Raw genomic sequence first — 15674 nt, 5'->3', positions numbered from 1 at the left:
GTCCGCGTCATCTCCCACGCCCGCACCCGCACCCGCGAAGGAGCTCATCTTGCGACGTCCCACGGTACGTATCTACACCGCCTCGGCCGCGGCCCTGGCCGCTCTCCTCCTGCCCGCACCGGCCGCTGGGGCCGACACCGCGCAGACCGTCGCAGCCGCGGCGACGGTGATCGAGAAGGTCCCGTACGCGATGGACGCGTCGAACCAGGCCGCCTGGTGGACGCCGGTCGCCACGTACAAGGGCCGTGGGCAGTACACCTACTTCGCCTTCAACGAGCCGGGCTCGGCGGCAGCGACGCACCGGCCCGCCATCGCACGGCGCGACCCGGACGGGGTCTGGAGCCGGCTGCCGCTGCTGAACAGCGACGGGCAGCAGGCCGAGTTCCCCGACGACAACGGCCACAACCAGCCGTCGATCGCCCGTGACGGCAGCGGTCGCCTGCACGTCTTCACCTCGATGCACGCCGACTCCTGGCGCTACTTCCGCACCGAGGCGCCCGGCGGGAACGTCACCGACCACGCGTCCGAACTGCCCGACCAGGGTGTGGGCATCACCTACCCGGTCGTCACCACCGCCCCCAACGGCGACCTGTATCTGGCCGCCCGTGTCGGTACCGGCTACGACCAGCGCCCCGGCAAGCTGTACCGCTGGGACAACGCCAACTCCCGCTGGAGCGTCGTGGCGACCTTCGCGAGTGCGCTGTACCGCTCCGTGTACCCCGACGACCTCACGGTGGACGCCTCCGGCCGCGTGCACCTCCTCTACGAGTGGGCGAAGGCGCCGGCGACCGCGTTCCGTCACCAGCTCTCGTACCTGTCCTACGATCCGTCGACCGGCGCCTTCGCGGACAGTACGAACACGACTGTCACCACCCCGGTCACGCCCGCCACCTCCGACGTCGTCCAGGACCTCACCGCGGGCGAGGAGTGGAGCGCCGACAACGCGTACACCGGCCCCGCGGTACAGAGCGCCAAGCTCACCCTCGACGGCTCCACCCCGAAGGTCGCCTATCGCTACCGCTCGGCGGACAGCGGTGGTCACTTCCGCGTGTACTACGCCTATCCGAGCGGCGGCGGCTGGACCGGCAAGACGGTGTACGCCGGCGGACAGACCGCGGCCGCCCTCGGCATCACCTGGGACGAGACGGACGCCAAGCGCATCTACTACGTGACCACCTCGGGCACCGACCGGGTCTTCTCCGCGACGCAGTCGGCGGACGGGACCTGGACCGCGCTGTCGGCCGCGCCGGGCGTGAGCGCCGACCGGCTCGCGGTGCGACGGGACTCCGACGGCCGTGATGTGCTCTACCTTCCGGACACCGCTCACAACGCCTTGTACTACGCGACGCGCTGAGGGGTCCTGCCGTGCGACGCCGTCCGTACGGAGGTGAGGCCGCGGTCCTGCGGGCGGCGAAAGCAGGAGGCGCTCGCGCTGTGGTTGCGTGCTCAGCGCGAGCGCAGGGGTGTGCTGAACCGTCCACGCTCCAACCCCATGCGAACTGTCGCCGTGTTTCCCGCCGTCGAGCGAGCCGGGTGCGTTGCCCCGCTCGACCGGCGTCTGCCCGAGGTGCCACCTGCCGGAACCGGATCTTCGCGCTCCGCGTCTGAGGGGGCATGCGGGGGACACACAGAATTCTGGCCATGCTGTTCGCGCTGTTCGTGCTGCAGCTCGGCTCACTGATCGCACCGGCGTACGCCTGCGGCTGCGGAGCCATGATCCCGGACCGGAACCAGCACATCGGCGTGGACCGGGAAAGCTCCGCCGTGCGCTGGGACGGCCGTACGGAACAGATCGTCATGCGCTTCACCGTGCGCGGGACCGCCGAGCGGGCCGCGTGGATCATGCCCGTACCAGGCCGCGCCGACGTCGAGCTCGGCGACGCGGAGCTCTTCGACGAGCTCGAACAGCTCACCCGTCCGGAACACAAGGACCGCCACTACTTCTGGCCGCGCGGTAAGGACTGGCCGTTCACCGACGGCGACGTGGACGGCGCGGGAGCCGCACCGCCCCGCGCCGGCGCGGTCGGGGTCGTCGGCCGCGAGCGACTCGGCCCCTTCGACGTGGCACGGCTCACCGCCACCGATCCGAAGGCACTCAGCGGCTGGCTGGAGAAGAACGGCTTCGAGTTGTCCGACGGGCTCGCGGCCGAACTGCAGCCGTACGTCGAGCAGAAGTGGGAGTACGTCGCGGTGCGCCTCGTCCCCGACGCGGACGGCACGACGCTCCGGGGCGAGCTCGATCCGCTGCGGATCAGCTTCGCCAGCGAGCGGCTGATCTATCCCATGCGGCTCTCCCGTCTCGCCAGGACCCCCCAGTCGCTCGGCCTGTACGTCCTCGCCGACCACCGCATGGAACCGCGCGACGGCATCGGTGGGCAGGCGCCCGAGGTGACCTTCGCCGGCCCGGTCGAGCCGGAGGGCGCGGTCGCCGAGCTGATCGGCGGCGATGAGCCGGTGTATCTGACCGCGATCGACCAGTCGTTCCCCTTCCCGTCCCGGATCGACGGCGACCACGAGCTGACGCCGGCGGCCTCCGACACCCCGTACCGGGAAGTGGTCTACCACGACCGGATCCTCACGGTCAGCGGCGGAATCCCGGTCTGGTTCCTCACGGTGGCGGGCGTGCTGCTCGCAGTCGTCGGGTGGGCCGTCGCGGCACATGTCCGGCGGCGGCGCCGCGGGGCACGTCCGGCCGCATGAACCAGGAGGAGAGGACGCCTGTTCCACGCCGAGTCGGGGCAGGACCGAGGAGGTTCTCGCCGGGCCGGCGGCCCACGTGGGCCACGCTCTCGGCGTACGACATGCGCGCCACGGGCATCGCGCCCTGGGCGCAGGCGTGGCCGGGTCTCCGCGCAGCCCAGCCCGACATCCGGCTGGAGGCGCAGGACACGCTCATCGAGGGGGACGGGTCGCCGTTCTCTCATCTCTCGACACGTACGGATCCGGGGTGGACCGACACGGCGGTGAGGTAGAGGCCGTCGCCGCTGAGCCGGAGGGTGGGCGGCAGGTCGTCACCGAGGGCGTCCGAAACCTCGCTGGTCGGGTAGCCGAAGAGGTCGATGCCGCGAAGGACAACGGGGCAGGCAGACGGCCCGGTGAGTGGGAAGGGGGCACGGGTGAGACCGATGCCGGCCAGGCCAGGGGTGTCCTCATGCCGGCCGTGGCGGTCCGTGGTGTCGCCGTACGCGTCGAGCGTCAGGCCCCGGTACTGCGCGCTGAAGGCCCAGCGTGCGCCACAGACCCAGCCATCGCGAACGTCCGCGACGGTGGCGACGGCCCACTGAGCGGTGCGCTCGTCCATGCCGAAGCGGAGTGTGCCGGCACGGCCAGGGAGTCGGAGACCGACCTCGGGGAGCAACTCGAACATGCGCAGATGGTCCCAACGAATGCCACAGCGCTACAAGCCGGAAACGACGATCACCCGCCGCGTCGGGGTGCTGCCGGCCGGCCATGGGGGCCGGTGTCGCGGGGGCCCGTCCTCGTGCCGGGCATGCTCCGGCCCGAACACTCCCACGTCGGCGCCGGCCCGGCAGCTGTCCGGACCGGCGGTCGACGCGAGGTCACGCGGCGACGAGCGGCGGGTGCTCGAGCACCTTGGGCCTGTACTCGACCAGCTGGATGCGGCCGTCGAAGGTGCGATGCTCGATCATCTCGAGTGCGACGTCCGGATATCCGTCGTAGATGCGTTCTTCGCCCGTGGCCCCGGTGATCACCGGGAACATCACGACGCGGAAGCGGTCGACGAGTCCGGCTCGCAGAAGGGACCGGCACAGGCTGAGGCTGCCGATCGTGCTGAGGAGTCCTGAGCCACTCGACTTCATGGCGCGGACCGCCTCGACGGCGTCGTCACGGACGAGCGTGGAGTTGGCCCACGTCAGTGGCTCCTCGAGCGAGGAGGAGAACACCACCTTGGGCGTCTGCGTGAGCTCGTCGACGGACGCCTCTTCCTCGGGCCTGAACTCGTCGTTGCCTTGCGGGACCTCCCCTGCGGCGAAGCCCGACATCAGACGGTAGGTGTTCGCCCCCAACAGATAGGTGGCTCTGGGCTGCTCACCCAGCCATGCGAGGTACGCCGGGCCTTCGAGGCCCCAGAACCCTGGCCATCCCTCTCCGGACGCACAGCCGTCGAGGGAGGTGATGAAGTCGACGAGAAGCTCCGACATGGCGGCTCTCCTTTCCTGGCGTGTCACGAGTTTGGACCGACCGGGAACAGAAAACTCATCGGACGGGCTGCGGAGTGACGAGGAAAAGAGCCCGGGCCGACCATCGCCCTCAGCCGGGTCGGGCACAACGCTCCGGGGCCGGCCGAAACGCTCGGTCAGCTGGGCAGTCGCGGCACGCTCTCGATCAGCCGGCGCGTGTAGGAGTGCGCCGGATCACCGAGCACCTGCGAGGTGGCCCCCTGCTCGACGACCCGGCCGTGCTCCAGCACGGCGGTGCGCTCGCACAAGGAGGCCACGACCGACAGGTCGTGGGAGACCATCACCAGTGTCAGCCCCCGCTCCTCCTTCAGTTCGGCCAGCAGGTCGACGACCTTCACCCGGGTGGTGACGTCCAGCGCGCTGACCGGTTCGTCGGCCAGCAGGACGCGCGGGTCGCAGACCGTGGCCCGGGCGATGGCGATGCGCTGACGCTGGCCGCCCGAGAACTCGTGCGGGTATCGGTCGACGGCGTCCGCCTGGAGGCCGACGCGCTCCAGCGCGACAGCCACCTCGGGCGCCGCCGTGGCGCGGGTGGCGAGCCCGAGGGAGCGCAACGGTTCCGCGACGATCGCCCCGACCTTCCGGCTGGGGTCGAGGGAGGAGTAAGGGTCCTGGAAGACGCACTGCACGCTGCGCCGGAAGCGGCGCATCTGCGCGCGGTCGCGTGGATCGAGTTCCGCCCCGTCGAACCGGACCGTGCCGGCTGTCGGGCGGGCCAGGCCCAGCAGCAGGCGCAGCAGTGTGGTCTTGCCCGCGCCGGACTCGCCGACCAGCGCGAGGCTCTCGCCCGCCTCGACAGCGAGGGAGACGTCCCGCACCACGTCGGCGGAGGCCCCCCGATAGCGCACGGCGGCGTCCTTCAGCTCCAGCACCGGTGTCATCGCGGGCTCCTCATGTCCAGGGCGGACTCCAGCTTCCGGGCACTGGCGACCAGAGCCCTGGTGTACTCCTCGCGCGGCTCGCGCACGATGTCGTGGACCGTGCCCTGCTCGACGGCCCGGCCGTCCTTCATGACCAGCACCCGGTCGGTGACCCTGGCCACGACGGCGAGGTCGTGGCTGACGAACAGCACGGCCATCTCCCGTTCCCGCACCAGGCCGTCGATCAGCTCCAGCATCTCCGCCTGCACCGACACGTCCAGGGCGGTGGTGGGCTCGTCGGCGATGAGCAGCTTCGGCTCGCAGGCCAGGGCCATGGCGAGGGCGACGCGCTGGCGCTGGCCGCCTGAGATCTCGTGCGCGAAGGCGCGGGCGATGCGGTCGGGTTCGGGCAGCCTCACCTGCTCGAGGGCGTCGTGCACGGCCCCGCGCAGCTGTCTGCCCTTCCAGCCTGTGCGGCGGGCGAGCGGCTCCGCGATCTGGCGGCCCAGCCGCATCAGCGGGTCCAGTGCGGTCAGCGGCTCCTGGAAGACCACGGCCGCGTCCCGCCCTCGTACGGCGGTGAGCCGCTTCTCGGAGGCGCCCACGGTCTGCGTACCGGCAAGTTCCACGCTGCCGGCCGAGGTCATGCCGTCGGGGAGCAGCCCGAGCACGGCGAGCGTGGTCAGGGACTTCCCGGATCCGGACTCACCGATGAGGCCGAGCCGTTCACCCCCGGCCACCGTGAAGGAGAGGTCGTCGACCAGGGTCCGCCCGTCGGGGGAGTGGACGGTCAGTCCGCGTACGTCGAGGAGAGTCACGTGCGCCTCCGCCGGGTGGCCGGGTCGAGGGTGTCACGCAGGCCGTCGGCGACGAGGTTCACACCGATGACGAGCAGTACGAGCAGGATGCCGGGCGCGAGCGCACCAGCCGGTGCCGTGGTGAAGGTGGCCTGTGCCTCCTGGAGCATGCGGCCCCAGGACGCGTTGGGCGGCGGCGCTCCGAGTCCCAGGTAGGAGAGCCCGGCCTCGGCGAGCACGGCGAGGCCGAACTGCAGCGCGAGGTTGACCACCAGGGTGGGCCAGATGTTGGGCAGGACGTGGGAGAGGACCGTACGCGGCCAGGTGGTGCCGGAGGTACGGGCGGCGGTGATGTAGTCCTGGGCCAGGACCCGCTTGACCAGGATGCGCACGAGCCGCGCCACGACCGCGCTCTGCGCCAGGCCGATCGCCAGGACCGCCGAGCCGAGCGTCGCCGACCGTGCGGCGACGATGAGCATCGCCAGCAGCAGAGTCGGGAAAGCGATGAGGATGTCCAGGAACGCCGAGAGCGTGTCGTCGATCCAGCCCTGTGCGAACGCCGCGAGCACGCCCAGGGTGACCCCGATGGCGGCTGCGATGGTCACCGAGCCGAGCCCTGCCTCGACGGCGATGCGCGAACCGGTCATCACCTGGGTGAACAGGTCGCGCCCGAGCTTGTCGGTGCCGAGCAGGTGACCGCCGCCGGGCCCGGCGAGCCGTCCGCCGGAGGTGTCCTCGGCGTCGTAGGGCAGCCAGAAGAACGACACCACGGCCAGCAGGGCGATCACGCCGGCCAGTACGCACCCGACGGCGAGAGTGGCCGAGCGCCGTGAGCGCCGCTTCGTGGAGGGCTCGACGGCCGGCTTCGTGGAGGCGAGCAGGTCCGTGCCGGTCATCGGGCACCTCCCGAGAGTCGGCCGCGCAGCCGCGGATCGATGATCCGCTGGACCAGGTCGGCCACGAAGCCGATCACCAGCACCGCGAGGGTGGATACGAACAGCACGCCCTGGATGACCGGGTAGTCGTGCTGCGCGATGCCCGTGGCGAGCATCGAGCCGAGGCCCGGCAGCGCGTACACCGACTCCACGACGACGGCGCCGAGCAGCGTCGAGGCGAGTTCGATGCCGAGGACGGAGATCACCGGCACGGCACCGTTGCGCAGGCCGTGGCGCCACATGGCGCGGCCGAAGGAGGAGCCGAGGGCGCGTGAGGTCCTCAGGTAGTCGCTGCCGAGGACGTCCAGGGTGGCGGAGCGGACGTAGCGGATCAGGGACGCGCTCATCACGAGGGCGATGGTCACGACCGGCAGGACGAGGGCGCGGAACGCCTCGGCGGGGTCGGACCAGCCGTCCTGCGGGAACCCTCCGGAGGGCAGCCAGCCCGCGTTCAGCGCGAACACCGCGATGAGGATCATGCCCAGCCAGAACACGGGTATCGCGATGCCCAGCTGGGACACACCGCTGAGCAGCGCGCCGTACCAGGTGTGCCTCTTGTGGGCGGCGACGAACCCCGCGGGTACGGCCATCAGCACGGCGATGACGAACGCGGCCAGGGTGAGCGGCACGGTGACGTCCAGCCGGGCGGTGACCTCGGGCCCCACCGGCAGTGAGCTGACGAATGAGGTGCCGAGGTCCCCGCTCGCCAGCTGCCCGAGCCAGTGGGTGAACTGTTCGGGCAGCGGGCGGTCGGAGCCGATGGAGTGGCGGGCCGCGGCTATCTGCTCGGGGCTCGCGCCCACCGCGGTGAGCGCGTTGGCCGGGTCGCCGGGCAGCATGCGCAGCAGCACGAACAGCACCACGCTCGCCAGCGCCAGCGACACCGCGAGGAAGGCCAGCCGGCGCACCAGATAGCGCGCCATCAGCCCTTCTTCTTGATGTCGTAGGCGAAGAACTGCGAGTTCAGGCCGTTGAGGGGGTAGCCGGACAGCTTGTTGTTCGCGACGACGATCTGCGGGTACAGGTACAGCCAGTCGCTCGCCGCGTCCTCGGCGGTCTGCCGGTTGACCTTCTTCAGCAGCTCGGTCTGCTCGGCGGTGCTGGAGGCTTCCTCGGCCTGCTCCACCCACTTGGTGACCTGCGGGTTGTCGTAGCCCCAGTAGAAGTCGGGGTTGCCGTACCAGACCAGGTCGCGGTCGTTGACGTGCTCCTGGAGGGTGGCCGTGAAGTCGTGGTTCTTGTAGACCTTCGTGTACCACTCGTCCGGCGTGATCGTGTTGATCTCGACCGTGATGCCGACCTTGGCGAGCTGGGACTTGATGAAGGTCGCCGCCGTCGGGTGCGGGTCGTAGTTGGGGGTGTCGAGGGTGAAGCTGAAGCCCTTGGCGTAACCGGCTTCGGCGAGCAGCTTCTTGGCCTTCGTCACGTCGTGGGCGTCGACGTCGGTGAGGTCCTCGTACCAGGGGTCGGTGGGCGGGACCATCGAGCCGATCTGCTTGCCGTAACCGCCCCAGACGGACTCCAGGAGCTTCTTGTCGTCAATGGCGGCGGACACGGCCTGGCGCACCTTGACGTCGGTGAAGGGCTTGGCCTTGTCGTTGAACGCCAGCAGCAGCTTGGTGGTGGAGTCGCCGTCGTTCACCGTGTAGTTGCCGTTGCTCTTGAACTGTTCCAGGGCGTCCGGCGACTGCTCGCTCGTCACCACGTCGACGGCGTTCGTGAGCAGAGCGTTGTTCAGCGCAGAGGCGTCCTTGTAGTAGTGGAAGACCACCTGCTTGCTGGCGGCGGCGTTGCCCCAGTAACCGGCGAAGCGGTTCAGGCTCAGCGCGGAACCGCGGGTCCACTTGTTCAGGGTGTACGGGCCGGTGCCGTCCTCGGCCGTCTTCAGTTCCTTCGCCTGGGAGTTGATGATCCAGACGTAGGAGAGGTTGTAGACGAAGGAGATCGACTTCTTGGACAGCGTGATCTTCACGGTCCGCGCGTCCGGCGTGGTGATGCCCTCGACGACTTCGAGATTGCTCTTGCGGGCGGACTGGGAGTCGTCCGCGAGCACCTTCTCCAGGCTGTACTTGACGTCCTGGCTGGTGAGTTCCTTGCCGCTGTGGAACTTCACGCCGTCGCGCAGGGTGAAGGTGTACGTGAGGCCGTCGGTGCTGGTTTCGTAGTCCTGGGCGAGGAGCTTCTCGACCTTGCCGTCGTCGGTGAGTCTGAACAGGCCCTCGTAGACGTTGCCGTTGAGGGCCTCGGTGACGCCCTGTCCGCCGCCCGCGGTGTTGTCGAGGTTCTGCGGCTCGTAGAGGGAGCCGATGTTGACGACCGCGTCCTTGTCCCAGGTGCCGCCGGAGGCGCTGGTGCCGCCGGAGCCGCCGCAGGCGGTCAGGGTCAGGGCGAGAGCGGCGGCGGAGGCGGTGCCGTACAGGACGTTCTTCTTGGTGCTCATGGGTGAGGCTCTTTCGGTGCGGGGGAGCTGCGGAGCGATCAGTGCTGGGCGTCGAAGCCGTCGCGGAAGACGGGGAGCTTCTCGCCGGCCCCGACGGGCAGGTGGAAGCGGTTCTGCCGCGGCGGCATCGGACAGTTGTACTGATCGGAGAATCCGCAGGGCGGCACGAAGGCCTGGTTGAAGTCGAGGACGACCCGGCTCTCGTCGTCCGTGCGCCGTACGAAGAGGAAGCGGCCGGCCCCGTAGGTGAGGTCACCGTTGGTCGGGTCGCCGAAGACGAGCAGCAGGGTGCCGTCGTCGTCGAAGGCGCTGAGCGTGTACGCCCGGCTGTCGACGGTGAGCGTGATGTCACCCGGGACGACCAGGTCGCGGCTGCCGCCGTTGTCCCGGATGTGTTCGAAGGCGATGCGGCGGCCGTCGGCCACGGGGGCGTACGAGGCTTCCAGGACCCAGGCGGGGTCGTAGGGGAAGGTGTCCACCCGGTCGAAGTGACGGATGGCGGGTGCGTCGGCGTCCCAGAACCGCAGACCGTGCTCGTCCTCGCCGCTGACCCGGTCGGTGCGCTGGAGTGTGGTGACGGTCACGGTGTCCGGCAGACCCGTGCGCGCGTGCGCCACGTCCGGGACCTCGCCCGTCGGAGACCAGCGGGTTTCGACCAGGGCGAGATTGCCGGTCGGGGACGTGAGCGAGCGGTGGCGCTCGGCGCGCCAGGCGTCCCATGCCTCCGCGGGGTCGATGGATGCGCTGTCGGGGGCGGGCTGGGACACGGAAGTACTCATTCGTCTAGGCGGGCAGCCCTCACATCCCTCTGCAACAGGGTGTGAATAATTGGCCAAAGCATCACCTTTATTGACCATAAGTGCATCTAATGTCAACCGGCTGCGCCACATTGTGAGACTGGCTTCTCATATTTCGACGGCAGGCGCCACGTCGCCGACCGGCTGCGGCTGCCGGGCGGATGAGTTCGCCGGTCGCGGTGGAGCCAGCGCCCCGGCGGTGCCACGGGGAGGCGATCAGCTCTGGGCCGCAGCCGCCCTCGTCGGTCGGGCGGCCGGCCGGGGGCGGCCCTGGCCGGGCGCCTGATGGGCGAGGGCTGAGGATTCGGGTCAGGGGGTGTCCGGGCCGGCTCCTCGGAGGAAGAGGTCGACTACGTCCTGGGCCAGGCGTTCGGCTGCGGCCGGGGTGCCGCCGTCCTGCGGAGGCCGGACGGTGGCCGCGAGCTCCATGAACGCGGTGGCGAGGAACCCCGGATCGGCTTCTCGTAGTTCACCCGTGGTCACCGCCCGGGCCATGAGGTCGGTGACGGGCTGGATGAGTCCGCACACGTACGCGTGGGAGACCTTGGTGCGCCGGTCGTCATCGAGGTGGCGGGTCGCGTAGTAGATCTGGTTGCTGAGCGCGGAGTTGTAGGTGCCCTCCGCGTACGAGGCGGCGAGGGCGAGGAGCTTGTCGCGCAGGGTTCCGGGTGTGGCGAGGGCGCCTTGGAGAAGGGCGGCGGCCTCCTCGGTGTAATGGTCGGCGACCTCCATGAACAGGGCGGGCTTCCCGCCGGGGAAGTGGTGGTAGAGGCTGGCCTTCTTCACGTCCACGGCTTTGGCGATGTCGTCGAGGGAGACGCCGAGGTAGCCGTAGTCGGCGAGTCGCCGGGCGAATTCGTCGCGGGCGCGGGTGCGGGTATCGGTCTGGCGGGGCATGGTGGTCAGACTCCTGTACGGGTACGGCGGGTCAGGGCGAGGTGGGCCGCCGCGGCGCCCACCACCAGGATCGCGAGAGCTATGAGGGCGCCCGGCATCAGGTTCTGCTCGTTCCAGGGTGCGGTGAGCAGGCTGCGCATGGCTTCCAGCGGCGGGGTGAGCGGGTTGATGTCGGCCGCGTGGGCCATCCAGCCGCCGAGCTGGTCGCGCGGGACGAAGGTGGCCGTGAAGAAGGAGAGCGGGAAGAAGACCAGGGTCACGGAGCCGACTGCCGAGCTGTTGCCGGTGTGGAGGCCGACCGCGGCGGCCAGCAGCAGGAATCCCGTACCCAGCAGGACGGTCGCGCCGATGAGCGCCAGGAGGGCGAAGGCGCCGGCGACGGGGTTCAGGCCGAGCAGCAGGCCGAGTCCGGTGAGTGCGGCGGCCTGCGCGGTCAGGACGACGGCCCCCGCGAGGACGGGAGCGGTGACGAGGGCCCACCGGCTGACCGGGGTGAGCCAGATCCGTGCGTGATAGCGCGAGCCGATGTCGCTCACCAGCAGCTGTCCCGCGGTGGCGCCGCCGGTGAAGGCGGTGGTGAGCAGGCACAGCGGCAGAACCACGTCGATGTAGCGGCCACCGGGGGTCGACGCGGCTGTGACCGAGGACAGCTGCCCTTCGTAAATGATCATGAAGAACGCGCTCGTGAGCAAGGGCGAGAGGAGCAGGGCAGGCGTACGGAGGCAGGACCTGAGGGATCGGGCGGTCAAGGGCCCCAGCGCCGCCCATGGTTTCGGTGCGGCGGCAGGGCCCGCGGGGGCTGCGACGGTGATCGTGCTCATGGGGCGGTGGCGCCTTCCGGGGTGAGGGCCAGGCGGAGGAAGGCGTCCTCCAGGCTGGGTTCGTCGACGGTAAGGGATTCGGCGTGCAGGCCGGCGGAGGCCAGGGTGAGCAGCGTCTCGCCGTCGGCTCCGGGGCGGGTGAGCCGGATGCTCACCGTGTGGGGGGCGGCTCCTGCCGTATGGAGCTGTTCGCCCTTGCCGGTGAGGAGCTCCCTGGCCCGGCCGGCGGCGGAGGCGTCGTGGAAGCGAAGGGTCAGGACGCGGTCGCCGATCTCCTCCTTGAGGGCGCGCGGGGCCGCGGAGGTGATGAGCCGCCCTGCGCGGAGAATGCCGACGCGGTCGCAGAGCTGGTCGGCCTCTTCCAGGTACTGGGTGGTCAGCAGGACGGTCACGCCGTGCTCGGCGGACAGGGCGCGGATCTCGTCCCACAGGCTCCGGCGGCTGGCCGGGTCGAGCCCTGTGGTGGGTTCGTCCAGGAAGAGGACGTCCGGGCGCTGAACCAGGGCCACGGCGAGATCGACCCGGCGGCGCTGGCCCCCGCTGAGCTTGCCGACCGGGGTGTCCGCGAACTCCTGAGCATCGAAAGCGGTGAGGAGCTCGACGCACCGTGCACGGGCCTGCCGGGCGGAGAGCGACTGGAGCCGCCCTTGCAGGCGCAGCAGTTCGCGTGCGGACATGAGGGGGTCGAGGGCGGTGCCCTGGAGGACGACCCCCGTGCGGCGGCGGACCGTCGCGGGGTCCCGGGTGATGTCGGCCCCGGAGACCTGGGCGGTGCCCCGGGAGGGGCGCAGCATCGTGGTGAGCATACGGACGGTGGTGCTCTTGCCTGAACCATTGGGTCCGAGCAGCCCGTAGACCTCTCCGGGGTGCACCTCCAGATCGAGCCGGTGGACCGCGGCGCGATCGTCGAAGTCCCGGCCGAGCCCGACGGTGCGGATGGCTGGGGTGGCGGTGTTTCTCATGCGCCAAAACCTACCTATCGATAGGTAGGTTTTCAAGTGGGGCCTCACCTGGGGCTCCGGTCGACCGGTGGGAGAGGGGGGAGCGCACGAGCGAGCGCGCTCCACCCCTCAGGTGCCCTTGCCGTCACACCGGCGAGAGCGCAGTTCGAAACGCCGCACGGAACGAGCGGCGCTCGCCCCGCTTCCGGCGGTACGACGGCACCGGCTGCGGCTCAGGTCACAACTGGAGCAGCGTGCGGTGGGCGAGGCCGGTGTCCCGCAGCGGTTTCAGCGCGAGGCGCATCAGGGCCAGTGCGTTGTCGTCGCCGGCGATCCGGTTGGCGCTGAGCTCACCGCAGGACCGGCACTGGTGGATGATCATCCACTCGCCGTCGGGCCGCACGGACACGCTCAGGGCTTCCATCCGCCCACGGCAGGTGGCCGCCCGGTCGCCGGGGATCCGGCGGTCGACGTGCAGGCTTGCCAGGCAGTTCGGGCAGTGATTGCGGTGGGAGGTGCCGGGCGCGTCCAGGGACACGTCGAGTCTGCAGCCCACGCACCGGAAATCGTGCCGCCGGTGCCCTCCCTGCTGGTGCAGGACGTCCTTGGGCCGCTGTGGACGCCGTGATGTGTGCGTACGCGCACCGGAGTTGTTCGCTCGTCTCGGCATGGGTTCTTCTCCTCCCGGCTTACAGGTTGCCGAACGCTTCGAGCGGGAAAGGTGGTTGCGCCAGCGGCCGGACGGCCATACGCATCAGGACGAGCTGGTTGTCGTCGGCGCAGACGGGGTTGGAGGTCAGCTCGTCGCAGCGCACGCAACGATGGATGACCATCCAGTCGGCGGTGCGCAGCACCGCGACGGAGATCGGCGACATCCTGCCCCGGCATCGGCTCGTGCCGCCTTCGGCGTGGTCGAGAACGTGCTGGGAGTGCAGGCACGACGGGCAGTGGTTGCGCCGCGTGCCGTCGCCGGCGACGGCGGACACCGTCAGGCCGCACCACGCGCAGGTGAAAGTGCCGGCCAGGGTTGTGTTCGGAGTGCTGGAGAAATTCTTGTCGGAACTGGACACCCGGAGGGCTCCTTGCTGAGAAGTCGGTCATGACAGCAAGAGCTGGCCGAGCGGCCTCGATGATGACGCGCCCCCCCGGTACACCGCAGCGTGTGTGCGAGGACTACGGGTGTGTGGGCAGGTCAGAGCACCGGACAGCCTCGCCCGGTAACCGTCCGGGCGGGACGGGGCAGGAGGGCGTGATGGCTGGAACGGTGCAGCGAGGCGCGCGCGGCATCGGCCGGGGCACAGAACTCACTCCTCTTCGGGGCGCGGCAGGGCCGGGTGGTACGACGGAACGCCCGAACGTTAGCAAGGGCCGATGAGCGGGCGTCAACGGATTTTCGGGCGTGCCCGCGCCCGTGAACAGCGAAGGCGACCGCATGACGGCAGGAGCCGGCCGAGCGGACTCGACGTGGAATCCGGGCCGACGACGCCCGCCCCGGGTCTTCGGCGTCTGCGTCGAGTCGCCTGGCCGGCCGGCGTCCGCGGACGAGAAAGTCTGCCCCGCCCCGGCACGGGCGAGGTTCGAGAAGGCCGCGACGAGGCTCATGAGACATTGCCCGCTCGCCCGACCGGCGCAGACGTTCGGGACGATGCTATGGTTTTTCCGCAGTGGCGACCGTGCCACTCATGGAGATCGGAGGAGATGCGCGATGACGGTCGTGGTGACCACCGCAGTTCGCGGTGCCCGACTCGTTTGCATCTCCCGGGTCTCGTCCTGACCTTTCCCATGCCAGCCTCCCCTCCGCGGGAGTGATTCCGGCATGTCTGCCGTCCGGCGAGACCCCCTCTCAAGGGTCTCTTCATGTTTCACCAAAACACTTCACACCCATCTGCTCTCTCCCACCCTTCGCGTGTCCTGACTCTGGCCGACTACGGCTGGGACACGGAACGTGAGCGCTCCTTCGCCCCGTCACGGGCCGATGGACTGGTCCCGGGCCGTGTGGTGCGGGCCGAGCGCGGTCTGTGCGACGTCGTCGCCGAGACCGGCTCCGTTCGTGCGATGGTCCTCCCCTCGTCGAACGCCGGTGACGGGCTGACGCCGTGCACCGGCGACTGGGCGGCCGTCCGGCCGGCCGGCCCGGCTGCCTCGGCCTCCGTGGTGGAGGTGCTGGAGCGGCGGAGCGCCGTGGTCCGCTCCTCTTCCTCACGCACCTCGCACCCCCAGGTACTGGCCGCGAACGTCGACACCGTGGCGGTGGCCGTCTCCCTCGCCGACCCGCTCAAGTTGGGGCGGATCGAGCGGATGCTCGCCCTGGCATGGGAGAGCGGTGCCACACCTGTGGTGGTGCTCACCAAGGCCGACCGGTCCGCCGACCCCGTCTCGGCGGCGGCCGAAGTGGCCGAGGCGGCCCCGGGGGTGGAGGTCCTGGTCACCAGCGCCACCACCGGCGAGGGCCTGGACGTCCTGACCGCGGTCCTCTCGGGCACGGTCGTCCTGCTCGGGCCCTCGGGCGCCGGCAAGTCCACCCTCGGCAACCGCCTGCTGGGCGAGGACATCCTGGCCACCGGCGCGGTGCGCGGCAGCGACGGCAAGGGCCGGCACACCACCGCCTGGCGCGAACTGGTGCCGCTGCCCCACGGCGGGGTCCTCCTGGACACCCCGGGCCTGCGCGGCGTGGGCCTTCACGATGCCGACGAGGGACTGGAGCAGACCTTCGCCGAAATCACCGAACTGGCACGGGACTGCCGTTTCGCGGACTGCGCCCACACCGCCGAACCGGGCTGCGCCGTGCTGGCGGCCGTCGAGGACGGCCACCTCACCCGGCGGCGTCTGGACAGTTACCACCGGCTGCAGCGCGAGAACACCTACGCCGCCTCCCGCACCGACGCGCGGTTGCGCGCCGAGCTGGAACGGCCGATGAAGCAGATCTCGCGCCAGGTGCGCGCCCTCAAGCAGTCCCCGAACTTCAAGGCATGACGGAAAGGAAT

The 15674-nt window shown here is 70.3% G+C and carries 16 protein-coding genes; 3 read left to right on the top strand and 13 right to left on the bottom strand.

Annotated elements, in window-relative coordinates; all coding sequences use genetic code 11:
• Window positions 1–49 precede the first annotated feature (49 nt).
• Complete coding sequence (locus AMK10_RS21240; RefSeq protein WP_073749485.1) at window positions 50–1354, top strand: BNR-4 repeat-containing protein; 1305 nt, start codon at window positions 50–52, stop codon at window positions 1352–1354.
• 287 nt (window positions 1355–1641) lie between these two features.
• A complete protein-coding gene (locus AMK10_RS21235; protein WP_241839621.1) occupies window positions 1642–2700 on the top strand; it encodes a DUF2330 domain-containing protein in 1059 nt (352 codons plus the stop codon).
• A gap of 220 nt (window positions 2701–2920) precedes the next feature.
• On the opposite strand, the gene AMK10_RS21230 is transcribed toward AMK10_RS21235, so the two are convergent.
• From AMK10_RS21230 to AMK10_RS21170, 13 genes are all read right to left on the bottom strand, one after another.
• Window positions 2921–3367 (bottom strand): hypothetical protein, encoded by a 447-nt coding sequence (locus AMK10_RS21230; protein WP_073749483.1) that lies wholly within the window; start codon window positions 3365–3367, stop codon window positions 2921–2923.
• A 193-nt stretch (window positions 3368–3560) separates the two neighbouring features.
• Complete coding sequence (locus AMK10_RS21225) at window positions 3561–4163, bottom strand: dihydrofolate reductase family protein (RefSeq protein WP_073749482.1); 603 nt, start codon at window positions 4161–4163, stop codon at window positions 3561–3563.
• A 155-nt stretch (window positions 4164–4318) separates the two neighbouring features.
• Window positions 4319–5083 carry an ABC transporter ATP-binding protein gene (locus AMK10_RS21220; RefSeq protein ID WP_073749481.1) on the bottom strand — a complete coding sequence of 255 codons (765 nt, stop codon included), beginning with the start codon at window positions 5081–5083 and terminating at the stop codon, window positions 4319–4321.
• Window positions 5080–5880 carry an ATP-binding cassette domain-containing protein gene (locus AMK10_RS21215; protein ID WP_073749480.1) on the bottom strand — a complete coding sequence of 267 codons (801 nt, stop codon included), beginning with the start codon at window positions 5878–5880 and terminating at the stop codon, window positions 5080–5082. The genes AMK10_RS21220 and AMK10_RS21215 overlap by 4 nt, the downstream gene beginning before the upstream one ends.
• On the bottom strand, window positions 5877–6755 hold the full coding sequence (locus tag AMK10_RS21210) for an ABC transporter permease (RefSeq protein ID WP_073749479.1): 879 nt from the start codon (window positions 6753–6755) through the stop codon (window positions 5877–5879). Before AMK10_RS21210 ends, AMK10_RS21215 begins: the two co-directional genes overlap by 4 nt.
• Entirely contained in the window at window positions 6752–7717 is a 966-nt protein-coding gene (locus AMK10_RS21205) for an ABC transporter permease (RefSeq protein ID WP_073749478.1), read from the bottom strand. Before AMK10_RS21205 ends, AMK10_RS21210 begins: the two co-directional genes overlap by 4 nt.
• Window positions 7717–9234: an ABC transporter substrate-binding protein gene (locus tag AMK10_RS21200; RefSeq protein ID WP_073749477.1), complete on the bottom strand. Its 1518-nt coding sequence runs from the start codon at window positions 9232–9234 to the stop codon at window positions 7717–7719. The genes AMK10_RS21205 and AMK10_RS21200 overlap by 1 nt, the downstream gene beginning before the upstream one ends.
• A 38-nt stretch (window positions 9235–9272) precedes the next feature.
• Window positions 9273–10013: a DUF1684 domain-containing protein gene (locus AMK10_RS21195; protein WP_073749476.1), complete on the bottom strand. Its 741-nt coding sequence runs from the start codon at window positions 10011–10013 to the stop codon at window positions 9273–9275.
• Between the two features lie 327 nt (window positions 10014–10340).
• Window positions 10341–10928, bottom strand: coding sequence for a TetR/AcrR family transcriptional regulator (locus AMK10_RS21190; RefSeq protein ID WP_073749475.1), 588 nt, complete (start codon window positions 10926–10928; stop codon window positions 10341–10343).
• Between the two features lie 5 nt (window positions 10929–10933).
• Entirely contained in the window at window positions 10934–11749 is an 816-nt protein-coding gene (locus tag AMK10_RS21185; protein WP_073749474.1) for an ABC transporter permease, read from the bottom strand.
• On the bottom strand, window positions 11746–12711 hold the full coding sequence (locus AMK10_RS21180) for an ABC transporter ATP-binding protein (RefSeq protein WP_073749473.1): 966 nt from the start codon (window positions 12709–12711) through the stop codon (window positions 11746–11748). Before AMK10_RS21180 ends, AMK10_RS21185 begins: the two co-directional genes overlap by 4 nt.
• A gap of 217 nt (window positions 12712–12928) precedes the next feature.
• On the bottom strand, window positions 12929–13360 hold the full coding sequence (locus AMK10_RS21175; RefSeq protein ID WP_073749472.1) for an RNHCP domain-containing protein: 432 nt from the start codon (window positions 13358–13360) through the stop codon (window positions 12929–12931).
• Window positions 13361–13379: 19 nt separating this feature from the next.
• On the bottom strand, window positions 13380–13760 hold the full coding sequence (locus AMK10_RS21170) for an RNHCP domain-containing protein (RefSeq protein ID WP_073749471.1): 381 nt from the start codon (window positions 13758–13760) through the stop codon (window positions 13380–13382).
• 787 nt (window positions 13761–14547) lie between these two features.
• On the opposite strand from AMK10_RS21170, the gene rsgA reads away from it, so the two are divergent.
• On the top strand, window positions 14548–15663 hold the full coding sequence (gene rsgA / locus AMK10_RS21165; protein ID WP_073749470.1) for a ribosome small subunit-dependent GTPase A: 1116 nt from the start codon (window positions 14548–14550) through the stop codon (window positions 15661–15663).
• The last annotated feature ends 11 nt before the right edge of the window (window positions 15664–15674 follow it).

Origin of the sequence: Streptomyces sp. CB02058 (genome assembly GCF_001905505.1) — a bacterium.
Classification (GTDB): domain Bacteria; phylum Actinomycetota; class Actinomycetes; order Streptomycetales; family Streptomycetaceae; genus Streptomyces.
Note: the sequence above shows the minus strand (reverse complement) of the source record. Positions and strands in the feature narration are given on the sequence as shown.